This window comes from Lysobacter sp. F60174L2, from assembly GCF_052547135.1.
The window spans coordinates 304,952-318,506 of the sequence record NZ_JBQWRA010000003.1 but is presented as its reverse complement, the minus strand read 5'-3'; the positions used below and the strand labels follow the sequence as shown (position 1 = coordinate 318,506).

The 13,555-nt window shown below is 68.9% G+C and carries 12 protein-coding genes and 1 pseudogene; 8 read left to right on the top strand and 5 right to left on the bottom strand.

Annotated features, from left to right (window positions below):
* The first annotated feature begins 103 nt into the window (after window positions 1-103).
* Window positions 104-478, top strand: a complete 375-nt coding sequence (locus ACT9AS_RS10495; protein ID WP_445100357.1) for a thioesterase family protein — start codon at window positions 104-106, stop codon at window positions 476-478.
* Between the two features lie 3 nt (window positions 479-481).
* Here ACT9AS_RS10495 and ACT9AS_RS10490 read toward each other — a convergent pair whose 3' ends face one another.
* Window positions 482-898 (bottom strand): copper chaperone PCu(A)C, encoded by a 417-nt coding sequence (locus ACT9AS_RS10490; RefSeq protein WP_445100356.1) that lies wholly within the window; start codon window positions 896-898, stop codon window positions 482-484.
* A gap of 64 nt (window positions 899-962) precedes the next feature.
* On the opposite strand from ACT9AS_RS10490, the gene ACT9AS_RS10485 reads away from it, so the two are divergent.
* Together ACT9AS_RS10485 and ACT9AS_RS10480 are read left to right on the top strand one after the other, a co-directional pair.
* A complete protein-coding gene (locus ACT9AS_RS10485) occupies window positions 963-2,519 on the top strand; it encodes a DUF4139 domain-containing protein (RefSeq protein ID WP_445100082.1) in 1,557 nt (518 codons plus the stop codon).
* Entirely contained in the window at window positions 2,516-3,277 is a 762-nt protein-coding gene (locus ACT9AS_RS10480) for an enoyl-CoA hydratase-related protein (RefSeq protein ID WP_445100081.1), read from the top strand. Before ACT9AS_RS10485 ends, ACT9AS_RS10480 begins: the two co-directional genes overlap by 4 nt.
* 147 nt (window positions 3,278-3,424) lie before the next feature.
* Here ACT9AS_RS10480 and ACT9AS_RS10475 read toward each other — a convergent pair whose 3' ends face one another.
* From ACT9AS_RS10475 to ACT9AS_RS10465, 3 genes and pseudogenes are all read right to left on the bottom strand, one after another.
* Window positions 3,425-4,342 (bottom strand): rhodanese-like domain-containing protein, encoded by a 918-nt coding sequence (locus ACT9AS_RS10475; RefSeq protein WP_445100080.1) that lies wholly within the window; start codon window positions 4,340-4,342, stop codon window positions 3,425-3,427.
* Window positions 4,339-5,156: pseudogene (locus ACT9AS_RS10470) on the bottom strand (CoA pyrophosphatase). Before ACT9AS_RS10470 ends, ACT9AS_RS10475 begins: the two are co-directional and overlap by 4 nt.
* A 79-nt stretch (window positions 5,157-5,235) precedes the next feature.
* Window positions 5,236-5,919, bottom strand: coding sequence for an FKBP-type peptidyl-prolyl cis-trans isomerase N-terminal domain-containing protein (locus ACT9AS_RS10465; protein ID WP_445100079.1), 684 nt, complete (start codon window positions 5,917-5,919; stop codon window positions 5,236-5,238).
* A gap of 243 nt (window positions 5,920-6,162) precedes the next feature.
* Here ACT9AS_RS10465 and ACT9AS_RS10460 point away from each other — a divergent pair, with 243 nt between their 5' ends.
* The 3 genes from ACT9AS_RS10460 to nth are packed head-to-tail and all read left to right on the top strand — an operon-like array spanning window position 6,163 to window position 8,090.
* Window positions 6,163-6,960 (top strand): enoyl-CoA hydratase-related protein, encoded by a 798-nt coding sequence (locus tag ACT9AS_RS10460; protein WP_445100078.1) that lies wholly within the window; start codon window positions 6,163-6,165, stop codon window positions 6,958-6,960.
* A gap of 5 nt (window positions 6,961-6,965) precedes the next feature.
* Complete coding sequence (locus ACT9AS_RS10455; RefSeq protein ID WP_445100077.1) at window positions 6,966-7,361, top strand: hypothetical protein; 396 nt, start codon at window positions 6,966-6,968, stop codon at window positions 7,359-7,361.
* Window positions 7,362-7,370: 9 nt separating this feature from the next.
* A complete protein-coding gene (nth, locus tag ACT9AS_RS10450; protein WP_445100076.1) occupies window positions 7,371-8,090 on the top strand; it encodes an endonuclease III in 720 nt (239 codons plus the stop codon).
* A gap of 4 nt (window positions 8,091-8,094) precedes the next feature.
* On the opposite strand, the gene ACT9AS_RS10445 is transcribed toward nth, so the two are convergent.
* Entirely contained in the window at window positions 8,095-8,943 is an 849-nt protein-coding gene (locus ACT9AS_RS10445; protein ID WP_445100075.1) for a 2OG-Fe(II) oxygenase, read from the bottom strand.
* 210 nt (window positions 8,944-9,153) lie between these two features.
* Here ACT9AS_RS10445 and ACT9AS_RS10440 point away from each other — a divergent pair, with 210 nt between their 5' ends.
* Complete coding sequence (locus ACT9AS_RS10440) at window positions 9,154-10,611, top strand: hypothetical protein (RefSeq protein ID WP_445100074.1); 1,458 nt, start codon at window positions 9,154-9,156, stop codon at window positions 10,609-10,611.
* Window positions 10,612-10,757: 146 nt separating this feature from the next.
* Window positions 10,758-13,457 carry a TonB-dependent receptor domain-containing protein gene (locus ACT9AS_RS10435; RefSeq protein WP_445100073.1) on the top strand — a complete coding sequence of 900 codons (2,700 nt, stop codon included), beginning with the start codon at window positions 10,758-10,760 and terminating at the stop codon, window positions 13,455-13,457.
* Window positions 13,458-13,555: the final 98 nt, after the last annotated feature.

Genomic DNA, 13,555 nt, shown 5'->3' with positions numbered 1-13,555 from the left:
GCCACGGGCCACGGCGGCCACGAACGATTCGGCGAAGCCCGCGGCGCAGGCCGTTCCCGCCGCTGTCGCAGCGGCTACCCCGGCGTCACTGGCCCGGGTCCCCATGCCGGTCCGCTGGCGCGACCTCGACGCGTTCAACCACGTCAACAATTCCAAGTACCTCAGCTACCTGGAGGAAGCGCGGTTGCAGTGGATGATCGGCGTCCCCGGCAAGGGGCTGGATGACCATGTCGCACCCGTCGTGGCCGCCGCGCAGCTCAACTACCGGCGCCCGATCGCGTGGCCGGCGCAGGTCGTGATCGAGCTGTTCGTCGAGCGGCTCGGCAATACCAGCCTGACCATCGGCCATCGCATCGTCGATGGTGCCGACGGCAACGTGCTGTATTGCGACGGCCACGTGGTGATGGTCTGGATCGACCGTGACAGCGGCGCGGCCGCGCCGTTGCCGGCGGAGGTGCGCGAGGCCTGTTCCGGCTGAGCCTCAGTTCCCGGGCTTGCGTACCTCGAATTCGCCGCGCAACACACCGCCATCCTTCAATTCGAACTCGACCACCACCCGGCTGCCCGCCTCCAGCGGTGCGTTCGGCTGCATCAGCATCAGGTGCAGCCCGCCGGGCTCGAGGATCGCGTCGCCGTCGGGTGCGATGCGCAACTCCGGCACCGCACGCATCCGGCTGACGCCATCGACGATGCGGGTTTCGTGCAACGACACCTCGCCGAACGACGGGCTGCTGGCACCGGTGACCACCAGCGGCACCGTGCATGGATTTTCGATACGGCCGAACCCGGCCAGCATCGGCATCGACATCGGTGGCATCCGGACCCAGCCATCGGCCACGGTGGGGGCGCATTCACGCGCGCAGGCGGTGACGCTGAACGCAATCGCGGCCAGCGCCAGCAACAGGGAGGCATGGAATGTTCGCATCGGCCTATGATACCGGCAGGCCAGAATGGAGTCCGCGATGCACCGTCCCCTCTCGTTGCTTGCCCTTGCCTGCACGCTGGCGGCGTGTTCGCCCGGGGAGCGTGCACCCGATGCCAGCCAGCCGCCTCCGGCCGCCACCCCGACCCGGCCGGCCGACAAGGACGCCGCGGCCAACGCCGGGATCACCCGCCTGACGGTCTACAGCGGCGACTACGACGCGCTGGCCCGCAGCGGCGCACCCGGCCCGGACATGCCCGGCTACGCGCTGGTCGAGCGGCCTTTGCACTACACCCTCAAGACCGGTCTCAACGCGGTGTCCGCCACCAGCGTGCCGGCCGCGATGGATGTCGAGGCGGCGAGCCTGCAGGCCCGCACACCGGGTGTCGCGATCGAGTCGCAACGCTATGTCGCGCCGCTGTCCGGCACCGGCGACCTGGTATCGCAGATCATCGGACAGCGCATCACGGTGGAACACACCGCCGGCGGCGCCAAGCAGACCGATACCGGCGTATTGCTGGCGGCCAGCGACGGCCTGACCCTGGCGCTGGGCGACGGGCGGGTCAAGGTCGTGCGTGACTACGACAATTTCAGCGTGGTCGACGGCACCAGCCTGTTGCCGCAGCAGGCGGAACTGCGATGGACGGTGCGCGCCGAGGCCGATGGCGACGCCGATTTCCTGCTGTCCTACCCGATGGGCGGGCTCGCGTGGCGCGCCGAGTACCTGGCAAGGGTCGACGACAAGGAAGGCTGCAAGCTGGCGCTGGACGGCGCCGCGCTGGTCGCCAACCGCGCGGGCGTGACGTTCGCCGAAGCGCACCTGACCCTGGTCGCCGGCGAGCCCAGCCGGGTGCAGCCGCAACGCCAGTACATGGCGCGCGGCCAGGCCTACGACAGCGTCACGGTAACGGCCGCAGCCGCGCCGGGCATGCCGCAGCAGCGCGCTTCCGGCGAGTACCACGCCTACGAGGTGCCCGGCACCACGCCGATCCAGAGCGGAGCCACCGAGCGCGTGGCGCTGTTCCCGCGACGCGACGCGATCGCCTGCGAGCGTGCCTACGTGGTCGATGCCGACGCGCCGGACTGGCAGCCGCCGCGCCCGCTGATCGCGCCCAACCAGCGCGGCAGCACCGGCGAATTGCCGGTCAAGGCCGCGGTGTCGGTGCAGAACACCAAGGAAGCCGGGCTCGGCCAGCCGCTCCCGGCGGGTCGTGTCCGCGTCTACGACGGCGCCGATTTCCTCGGTGAGTCGCAGCTCGGCCACACGCCGGCGGGCGCCGAGATCCGGCTCGAAGTCGGCACCGTGTTCGACCTCACGGCCGAGCGCGAGGCGACCGATCTGCGGGTCGACCGCAGCGGCCGCACGATCACCGAGTCGTTCGCGGTGACGCTGAAGAACGCCAAGGACACCGATGTCGAAATCCGGGTGGTGGAACCGCTGCCGCGCTGGAGCGACTGGGAAGTCACCGCCAGCAGCGTGCCGTCCAAGAAGAAGGACGCGCGCCACGTCGAGTTCAACGTGCCCGTGGCTGCCGATGGCGAGACCCGGCTGACCTACACGGTGCGCTACCGCTGGCCCGAGGGAGTGACGCCGTGAGCTGTGTCGAGCGGGTCGACCACGGCGACGGCATCGTCGAACTGAAACTCGCGCGGGCACCGGTCAATGCACTCGATCCGGCGCTGTGCCGCGAGTTGCGTACCGCGCTTGACGCAGCGGTAACCGCCGAGGCGCGCGGCATCGTGCTGTCGGGTGGACCCAAAGTGTTTTCCGCCGGGCTCGACGTGCCCTACCTGCTCGGCCTCGGCGACGACCGCGAGGCACTCACCGCGGCCTGGCAGAGCTTCTTCGCCGCGGCGCGCGCACTGGCCGCGTGCCCGGTGCCGGTGGTCGCCGCCATCGCCGGGCATGCGCCGGCCGGCGGCTGCGTGCTGGCGTTGTGCTGCGATTACCGGGTGATGGCGTCCGGCGACTACCGCATCGGCCTCAACGAGACGCAAGTCGGCCTGGTCGCACCCGAGGGTATCCAGCGCCTGATGCGCCGCGCGGTCGGCGTCGGCCGCGCCGAACGACTGCTGGTGATGGGCGATCTGGTGGAAGCGGAGCGCGCCCTGCAGATCGGCCTGGTCGACGAACTGATCGATATCGAGCAGGTCGCCGCGCGGGCGCGCGAATGGTTGCAGCAACTGCTGGCATTGCCGCGCGAAGCGATGTTGCAGACGCGCCGGATCGCACGCGCCGATCTGCTGGAGGCGCTGCAGCCGGAACATATCCAGCTGGAGCGGTTCATCGAGGCGTGGTCGGCGCCGGGCACGCAGGGTGCGCTGCGTGCGCTGGTTGCGCGGCTGGGGAAATAGGACCGGCTGGGGGTATTGCCCGGGTAACGTCGCCACCGGTACGACCGGCGGATATCGGCACATGGCGTTCACCCCGGTGTAGGAGCGACGTAAGTCGCGATCGCACGGCGATCCCGGTTATCCGTGAAATCGCGACTTACGTCGCCCCTACACGGAACCTGGACCGGAACCGGAACCAGCATCCAAACCGGCATCGGCGTCGGCGGCCGGCCCCGTGGCAACAGGCCGGGAAGGATCCTCGAGCCAACCACTCCACGACCCGGTAAACAGCTTCGCCCCGTGCAGCCCGGCGTGCGCCATCGCCAGCAGGTGGTGGCAGGCGGTCACGCCGGAGCCGCACATCACCGCCACCTCGTCCGGCGCCTGCCCGGCCAGCAGCGCGCTGAACTCGGCGGCGAGGATGTCGGCGCGCTTGAAGTGGTCGTCGCGCAGGTTGTCCGCGTACGGGCGATTGACCGCGCCGGGCACGTGGCCGGCGGCCTTGTCGAGCGGCTCCAATTCGCCGCGGAACCGCTCGGCCGCACGAGCGTCGATCAACATGCCGCCCGCGTCGAGGTGCGCCTGCACCGCATCGGCATCCAGCAGCCGGTCCTCGTCGAAGCTGGCGTCGTAGGGCGTTGGCACGACCGTCGGTGATTCCCCCGACTCGACCGGCAGGCCCAGCGAGGTCCAGCCGGCCCAGCCGCCGTTGAGCACGGCAACGTCGCGATGACCGAGCGCGCGCAGCAGGAACCAGGCACGCGATGCCGCCAGGGCACCGTCGCCGGCGTCGTAAACCACCACCTGCGTGTCGGGGCGGATGCCCCAGCGGCCCAGGGTTTCGGTGAAGTCCGCGGCGTCCGGCCACGGGTGGCGACCGCCCGTCCTGCCGTGGTCGGACAGGTCGCGGTCGAGGTCGGCGTAGCGCGCCCCGGGGATGTGCGATTGGCGGTACATGGCCTCGCCGGCCGCGCGGTCCGTCAGCAGCACGCGCGCGTCGAGCATCACCAGGTCCTCGCGGCCGAGCGCGGCGGCAAGTTCGCCGGCATTGACCAGCGCCTGCCAGTTCTTTGCGGATTGGTTCATTGCAGGCCCTCCAGCCGCTGGCGCAGGTTCCACAGGATAGACGCGGTGGCGCCCCAGATCCGCTGCGCGGGATAACGGAATTCCAACACGCGCCGCTGACGGCCGCGGAACTCGACTTCGTGCTGATCGAGGTTGCCCGGGTCCAGCAGGAACGCGAGTGGCACTTCGAACACTTCGGCGACCTCGCCGGGGTCCGGACGGGCGACATAGGCCGGGTCGATCGCGGCGACCACCGGCAGGACCCGGAACCCCGTGATGGTCACCAGCGGGTCGAGCAAACCGATCGGAACCACCTGCCCGGCCGGCACACCGATCTCCTCGTCGGTCTCGCGCAGCGCCGCCGCGATCGCACCGTCGTCATCGGGTTCGACCCGGCCTCCCGGAAAGCTGACCTGCCCCGCATGGTTGCGCAGCGCATCGGTACGCCGGGTCAGCACCACGGCGGTCCCCGGCGCGCGGGCGACCAGGCCTACGAGCACCGCCGCGTCGGCCAGTTCGGTTGCCGGCAACAGCAGGTCGGCCAGTTCGTCCCGGTTCCAGCCGATGTCGGATGGCAGCGCGTCCAGTGGCCGCAGCGCGGCACGCAGTTGTGCGATCTCGCGCAGCCCGGCCGAAAGCCCGGCATCGGTCACCCGCTGTACCCCTCGCGCGCCGGCAGTACCTCCTCCATCAGCCGCAGCCGCTCGTCGTCGTTCATCTGCGACCAGCGGGCGATCTCGTGGCTGGTACGGCGGCAGCCCTCGCACAGGCCCTGCTCGTCGAGGCAGCAGACGCCGGTGCAGGGGCTCAGGACGGCGCGGTAGAGGGTGGTCATCGTTGTTTGTCGCGGGTCTCAAAACAATTGCGCCGGCATTGGGCCGGCGCAAAGGTGGAACGGTTACCGGTGCGGTCGATTACTTGACGCTCAGCAACTTGATCTCGAACTGCACGGCCATGTTCGGCGGGATCCCGGTGCGCGGGTCGGCGCCGTAGGCCTTGTCGGCCGGCAGCGTCACTTCCCACTTGGAGCCGGCCGGCATCTGCAGCAGCACTTCGCGCATCGCGGGCATCTCGACTTCGCTGACCTTGATCTCCGGCATGGTGCGCGCCTCGGCGTTCTGGCCGCGCTCGCCCCACGGGAACGGACCGCCAACCTGCAACTGCACGGTGCTGGCCTGGGTCGGCTTGGCGCCGTTGCCGGTCTCGACGATGCGGTACTGCACGCCGCTCGGCAGCGACTTCACGCCGGACTTCGCCTTGTTCTGGGCGATGAACGCATCGCTGCGGGTCTTGTTCTCGGCCGCCGCCTTGTCCCATGCCGCCTTGGCCTTGGCCTGCTGGCGCTTCTGCATGTTCTCGACCGCAGTGCGCAGCTGGTCGACCGGAACCGACGGCTCCTTCTTGGCGTAGCCGTCCTGCAGGCCCTTGACGATGGTGTTGACGTCCAGCGCCTCGCCGCTCTCGCTGGCGTTGCGGCCCAGGTCGTAACCGAGCGCGTAGCTCAGCTTGCCCTTCTCGGACGAGGTGTCCTGCGCGACGGCTTGGCCCGCGGTCAGGGTCAGGGCCGCCACTGCGACCGCAATCAAACGCAACTTCATTCGGTGGAACCTCCGGTGATGACGCGAAGCGGCGACACCGCCCCGGTTTGCCTTGATGCTCGGGATGCACCGTCCGGTCGAACCGACCCGGATGGACGCGCTAGGATAACGGCGGCAGCGCTTAACCGCCACTGACGCCCAGGCTCTGACAATACGATGCCGCCGGAGTTCCGCCGCGGCCGTCAGGCCATGGCCCGCCGGTCAGCCGCCGACCCTCATCCCACCCCGCAAGGCGCCCGCCCCATGCCCGAAACTTCCCTGTCCGACTCCCCGGTCACCATCGCCGACCACGCCGCCGTACGGGTGGTCACCGTCAATCGCCCGGACAAGCTGAATGCGCTCAACGGCGCGACCCTCGACGCCTTGCGCGAGGCCTTCGAGGCCGCCGCCGGGGACGACTCGGTGCGCTGCGTGGTGCTGACCGGTGCCGGCCCCAAGGCGTTCGTCGCCGGCGCCGACATCAGCGAGATGAACACGCTCAGCCCGGTCCAGGGTCGCGATTTCTCGCAGCGCGGGCAGCGCCTGATGCGGGCGATCGAGCGGATGCCGAAGCCGGTCATCGCGATGGTCAACGGTTTCGCCCTCGGCGGCGGGCTGGAGCTGGCGATGTGCTGCCATCTGCGGATCGCCGCCGACACCGCGAAGGTCGGCCAGCCCGAGATCAACCTCGGACTGGTCCCCGGCTTCGGCGGCACCCAGCGGTTGCTGCGGCTGGCCGGCCGCGCCGCGACACTGGAGTTGTGCCTGGTCGGTGCGCCGGTCGACGCCCAGCGCGCGCGTGAACTGGGCATCGTCAACCGTGTGGTACCGGCCGCCGAACTGGAGGCCGAAACCATGAAGCTGGCCGCGCAACTGGCCGGCTCGGCACCGCTGGCGCTGCGTTCGATCATCGACTGCGTCAACGTCGGCGGCGAGTGCGGGATCGAGGAAGGCCTGGAATACGAGACGGCGCAGTTCGGCCTGATGTTCTCGACCGACGACATGCGCGAGGGCACCGGCGCGTTCCTGGAACGGCGCAAGCCGGCGTTCACGGGCCGCTGACTGCGATGACTGGCATGGGCGCGACCTGCCGTTGCGGTTGCATCGATCCGCGCGGCGCGGCGGTGCATGTGATCGCCGCGGCGCTTGCGGTCGACGACCTCGACCGCGCGATCGAAGCCGGACTGCTGGCCTGCGAGCCCTGCCCGGGCTGCGACCCGGTCTGCAGCGCATCCGTCGTAGCCGCCAGGAACGCCCGGCGCGACGCACTGGCGGCACGCGAACGCTTCCGCGCCCGCGAAGCACGCCTGCGTCGCCGCGCCGAAGAGCGCGCGGCACGGCGGACGGTCGCAGCCGCCCCCCCCGACGCACCTGGCGAAGCACCGCGTCCGGCGCTGCCGCCGGCGGCCGCAGCGGCACTGGCGCGCGCCAAGGCCCGGGCCAGTGCCGCCAGGAAGCACTGAGTCGACCCGATGCCGGCCAAGCCAACCCGCAAGTCCCCCGCCCGCAAGCGCGCGCCCCGCTCACGTCTCGGCAAGGCCGAGATCGAGGAGATGTTTGCCCGGCTCCGGCAGCTCAACCCCAAGCCGGCCACCGAGCTGGAGTTCTCCTCTCCCTACGAGCTGCTGGTCGCCGTGGCACTGTCGGCGCAGGCGACCGATGTCGGGGTCAACAAGGCGACCCGCAAACTGTTCCCGGTCGCCAACACCCCCGGACAGATCGCCGCGCTCGGGGTCGAGAAGCTCAAGCCGTACATCGCCACCATCGGCCTGTTCAACACCAAGGCCGCCAACGTGGTCGCGATGGCCGAACAGTTGATTGCCAACCACGGCGGCGAGGTGCCGCGCAACCGTGAATCGCTGGAAGCCTTGCCCGGGGTCGGGCGCAAGACCGCCAACGTGGTGCTCAACACCGCATTCGGCGAGCCGACGATGGCGGTCGACACCCACATCTTCCGCGTCTCCAACCGCACCGGGCTGGCGCCGGGGAAGAACGTGCGCGAGGTCGAGGACCTGCTGGTGCGCGTCATCCCGGACGAGTACCTGCACGACGCCCACCACTGGCTGATCCTGCACGGCCGCTATGTCTGCAAGGCGCGCGTCCCCGATTGCCCGCACTGCGCGATCCGCGACATCTGCCGTTACAGGGACAAGACACCGGGTGAACCGGTGCCGGCGACCACGGCCGACTGAGACGTCAGTCGTGGCGGCGTTCGCGCAGCCACTTGGTCGCGATCCACTTCTCGCCCTCGAGCACCGGCGCACCCGCGTGCAGCGTGCGGGTCATCGGGTGCGGCCGGTCGTAGCTGAAGAACACCGCGTTGCCCTTGACCGCAGCGACTTCGAAGCTGGCCTCGGGGAAGGTGGTCGCACCGCCGCGCCGTGGCGTGTTGAGGTACATCACCAGCGAGCCGACCCGCTGGCCGCCGCGTTTGAGCGGTCCGATGGAGCCCGGCCACGCCGGGTCGAAGTAATCGTGATGAGGCCGGTACTCGGCCCCGGGCCCGTAGCGCATGACCTGCATCGCCTCGCCGTTCTCCAGCGGCCAATCGAGCAGCGTGGCGATGCGCGCCTCGATCCGCTCGCACAGCGCGTTGCCGCCGCGCGGGAAGAACGTGCCGGCGCTGGTGCGATCGACATGCACCTCGTCGCCGCCACTGTCGGGATCGAGGATGGTCGAGCGCTTGAGCTTCGGTCGTGACATCTCCACCAGTTCGTCGCATTCGTCGTCGCCGAGCAATCCGCCGAACACGATCACCCGCGGCAGCAACATGCTCGCCAGCACGGACACCCCACGGTCGCCAACCTGCAATATCGACGAGCCGTTGAGATCGATCGGCGATGGCACCGGCACCGAAGGCGGCAATCCGCTGTCGCGTGCATGCGAATCGAGCCAGTCGCGCACCACCGACTCGACCGCCGCGGTCGCCTCGCCCTGCTCCCAACCATCGTCCAGCAACGGCTGCAGCAGTGCATCGGGCGGCTGCCCGGCGCGCGCCATAACAAGGATTCTTTCGACGGCACCAGGCGCGAGTTCTCGTTTCATGCACCGAGTGTGTCAGGCGTTGATTGCAGTTTTTTTATGACATCCACGTTTCATCCAATCGACAGAATCGGCCGTTTCATCGCACGGATTAAGAAACCGTTATCGCTGCAAGCCCACTGTCACAAACCCTGCCTATAACGATTTCCTGAATCTTCGCCACGGAATTCTTCCCGTGCGTGGAGCCAACCCGTGATCGGAGAAATCGTGCAAATGGCTGCTTCCAGCAATTCCAAGACCCTGTTGATGACCCTGGCCGCGGCCTTCGCGCTCAGTGCGTGTGGTGGTGGTTCCGACAACGTGGCGTCGCCGGGCGAAGGCGCGTTCCCGCCACCGCCGACCGGCACTCCGCCGGCCACACCACCGACCACGCCGCCAACCACCCCGCCGCCGACCGCAGCCGCGTGCCCGGACGGCACCACCGATGTCGGCGAGGTCGCCAGCCTGACCAACTGCCAACTGCCCTCGCGCATCATCGGCGACCTGCTGCTGCCGAAGATCGACGGCGTGGTGTATTCGGTCAACGGCCGAACCGACGTCGGCGAGGACATGGGTGGCGACGCCGCCAACCCGGCGCCACAGGCACGCAAGGGCACCCTGACCGTCGAACCGGGCGTCACCGTATTCGGCTCCGCCGGTGCCGACTTCCTGATGGTCAACCGCGGTTCGCAGATCTTCGCCGAAGGCACCGCGACCGCGCCGGTCGTCTTCACCAGCCGCCAGAGCGTTGAAGGCACCACCGACATCGACTCGATCGGCCAGTGGGGCGGCCTGGTGCTGCTCGGCCGCGCCGCGATCAGCACCTGCCCGGGAACCGCGCAGCCCGGCACCGCCACCTGCGAAGCGCAGGTCGAGGGCGCCAACGGCTTCTATGGCGGCAACGCCAACGACGACAACACCGGCGTGCTGAAGTACGTGCGGGTGATGCATTCGGGCTTCGAAGTGCTGCCGGACGTCGAGCTCAACGGGATCACCCTGGCCGGCCTCGGCGATGGCACCACCATCGACCACGTGCAGGTGCACAACAGTTCCGATGACGGCTTCGAGTGGTTCGGCGGCACGGTCAACGCGACCCACCTGGTCGGCACCGGCAACGACGACGATACCTTCGACACCGACTCCGGCTTCCGCGGCGGCATCCAGTTCGGCCTGATCGTGCAGCGCGCCGGCGGCGGCGACCGCATGAACGAGATGAGCTCGCAGGACCTGCCGTACCGCTCCATGCCGAACCTCGCCAACGTCACCTTCGTCGGCGCCGGCCACGACAACGCGCTCGTGCTCAACCAGGGCACCCAGGTCGGCTACTACAACGCCGTGGTCACCGGCGCGCCGGCCTGCGTGGAGTTCCAGTCGGCCACCACCGAAGGCACCTTCCACTCGACCTACCTGTCGTGCGACACGCCGTTCTTCGACGACACGACGGATACCGACACCACCACCGACGGCATCGAGCAGACAGCTTTCAACGCCGGCACCAACAACTCCTCGGGTGCTTCCACCCTCACCGGCGGCTTCATCAACGGTGCCAACGAGACCGCGGTCCCGGCCTATGCCGGCCTGCCTGCGGTCAACGCGTCCTTCATCGACGTCGACTACATCGGCGCGGTCAAGGACGCCGGTGACACCTGGTGGCAGGGCTGGACCTGCGGCCTCACCGCCGACGACTGCTGACCGGCGACGACGGGCGTGGCCGCCGCGGCCGTCACGCCATGGGGAACGGGGCCGGTGTCCGCGGCCCCCGACCTCCAACGATGCCGCGGCCGGGCCGCGGCATCGGCTTATCAGACGCACCGAACCCCATTGAAAGGCTGCCACTCATGAAGCTCACCCCCGCCCGTACGGGCCTGTTCCTGGCGATCTCGGCCCTGCTCGCGCCCAGCATCGCGCCGGCGCAGACCGCCGCCTCCACCGCGCCGTCCTCGCAGTCCACCCCCGTCTCCACCGGCACGACGGCCGCCGCCGCGCCGATGCAGGCCACCGAACTGGACGCGGTCCAGGTCCAGGGCGAATACATCCCGGAGCCGATGCTGCTCAGCGCCGCGGTCATGACCCATGTCTCCAAGGAAGACCTTGAACGCCAGGGCGACAGCACCGCGGCCGATGCGCTGCAACGCGTCGCGGGCATCAGCCTCAACCATGGCCGCTACGTCTACGTGCGCGGCCTCAACGAGCGCTACTCCTCCGCCCTGCTCAACAACTCGCCGCTGCCCAGCCCGGAGCCGCTGAAGCGCGTGGTGCCGCTGGACCTGTTCCCGACCAACGTGCTGCAGACCATCGAAGTGGTGAAGACCTACTCGGCCCGCATGCCGGGCGAGTTCGGCGGTGGCACCATCAACCTGTCGAGCGCGGTGATCCCCGAGGAAGCCTTCCTCGACTTCAAGATCGGCACCGGCGGCAATAGCGAGACCACTTTCCAGGCCGGCCTGACCCATTACGGCGGCGGCGATTCCGACTACTTCGGCTATGACGACGGCACGCGCAAGATGACCGCCGAGCTGAAGCAGGCGATCGCCACCGGCAACCGCATCACCCCGGGGCGCGACTTCAGCAGCGAAGAGGTCAAGCAGATCGCGCGCAGCTTCACCAACGCGCCGCTCAACCTGCTGCAGGCGACTGACAGCATCGACCCGGATTTCAACGGCGAGATCAGCATGGGCAACGCCTACGACATCGGCGGCGATGCCCGGCTGGGACTGGTCGCCACCGCGGCGATGAAGAACAGCTGGCGTACCCAGCTCGGCGTGCAACAGGACGGCGCGGTCGAGGAAGGCTCGATGGCGGTGCAGAGCGACCACGAGTTCATGTCGACCACCAACAACGCCACGATCAACGGCCTGCTCGGCGCCGCGGTCGACTGGGACGGCCACCGCGTCGGCCTGATGACCATGTACGTCCACGACACCGACAAGGAGACCCGCAGCAGCGAGGGCTACAGCCTGCTGACCGGCGACAACGTGCGCGACGACACCACCCACTGGTTCGAGCGCGAGATGATCAACACCCAGCTCACCGGCCAGCACGCATTCGGCGAGTACCGCGACCTGACCGTCGACTGGCGCGCCAGCCACTCGCGCGCCAGCCGCGATGCACCGTACGAGAAGGGCTTCCGCTACCGCGAGGACGCCGACGGCTTCTGGCAGCACGATGCCTCGCAGGCGCAGAACTACACCCGCTTCAGCCAGGTCAACGAGCGCGTCGACAATGCCGGCGTGGACGTCAGCTGGCGCCTGCCGACCGAGCGCGAGATCAAGCTCGACTTCGGCGGCGCCTGGTCCGACACCGAGCGCGATGCGGTCTCGCGCGAGTTCCGCCTGCTGTCGCTGGGCAACCTGCCGTTCTACGAGCGCTACCAGCGCCCGGACTACCTGCTGTCGGACTACAACATCAGCCAGGGCTACCTGACCCTGCGCGAGACCACCGGCGGCACCGGCGCGGCGGCCTATGACGCGTCGCTGGAAACGAAGGCGGCCTACATCGAGGCCGAGTCGCAGCTGACCGGCACCGTGCGCGCCACCGTCGGCGTGCGCTACGAGGACGCGACCCAGCAGGTGCGCCCGATCGACCTGTTCGGCGAAGGCCAGCCGCTGCCGACCGCGGCACCGCTGGAGAACGACTACTTCCTGCCGGCGCTGTCGCTGACCTGGAACTTCGCCGAGAACCAGCAGTTGCGCTTCGGTGCGTCGCAGACGATCGCGCGTCCGCAGTTCCGCGAGCTGGCACCGCAGCAGTACCTCGACCTCGACAGCGACCGCCTGGTGATCGGCAACCCGTTCCTGGTCGACAGCGAGCTGACCAACCTCGACCTGCGCTACGAGTGGTACTTCGACCAGGGCGAGTACTTCAGTGCCGGCCTGTTCTACAAGGACATCGAGCATCCGGTCGAGATGGTGCTCAACGGCCGCTCCGGTTCGAGCTGGCAGCAGAGCTTCATCAACGCGCCTGCGGCGGTGGTGCATGGCCTGGAGCTGGACTTCCGCAAGTACTTGGCCAGCCCGTTCGACTGGCTCGGCGACAGCCGCCTGTTCCTTGGCGCCAACTACACCTGGTCGGATTCGGAAGTGCAGGTCGACGAAGGCGATGTGACCTACACGCTTGCAGGCAACGGTCGTCCGCAGTCCGCTTCCGAACTGGTGCTCGACGGCAGCCGCATGCAGGGCCAGTCCGAGCACCTGGCCAACCTGCAGCTCGGCATCGAGAACCCAGAGAGCGGCAGCCAGGCCACCTTGTTAGTGGGTTACGCCAGCGAGCGCATCAACGCCCGCGGCATCAACGGCTACTCGCCCGACGGCATCGTGGTCGTGCAGCCGGACTACATGCAGGAGCCGGGCACCACGGTCGACCTGGTGCTGAAGAAGGGCCTGAAGCTGTGGAACACCGACGTGACCGTCGGCTTCGAGGCCCGCAACCTGCTGGGCGAGGAGTACAGCGAGTACCAGGAATTCGGCGGCGGTCGCGCCGACGTGATGCGTTACGACCTGGGCACCAGCTACTCGTTCGAGATCAGCGCCTCGTTCTGAGGCAAGCGGTGAGTGGCCGGCGCTTGGGGAAGTGGCCGGACGCAGCGGCCCGGCAGGGAAACCTGCCGGGCTTTTTGTTGCATGTGACAGTCGCCGCA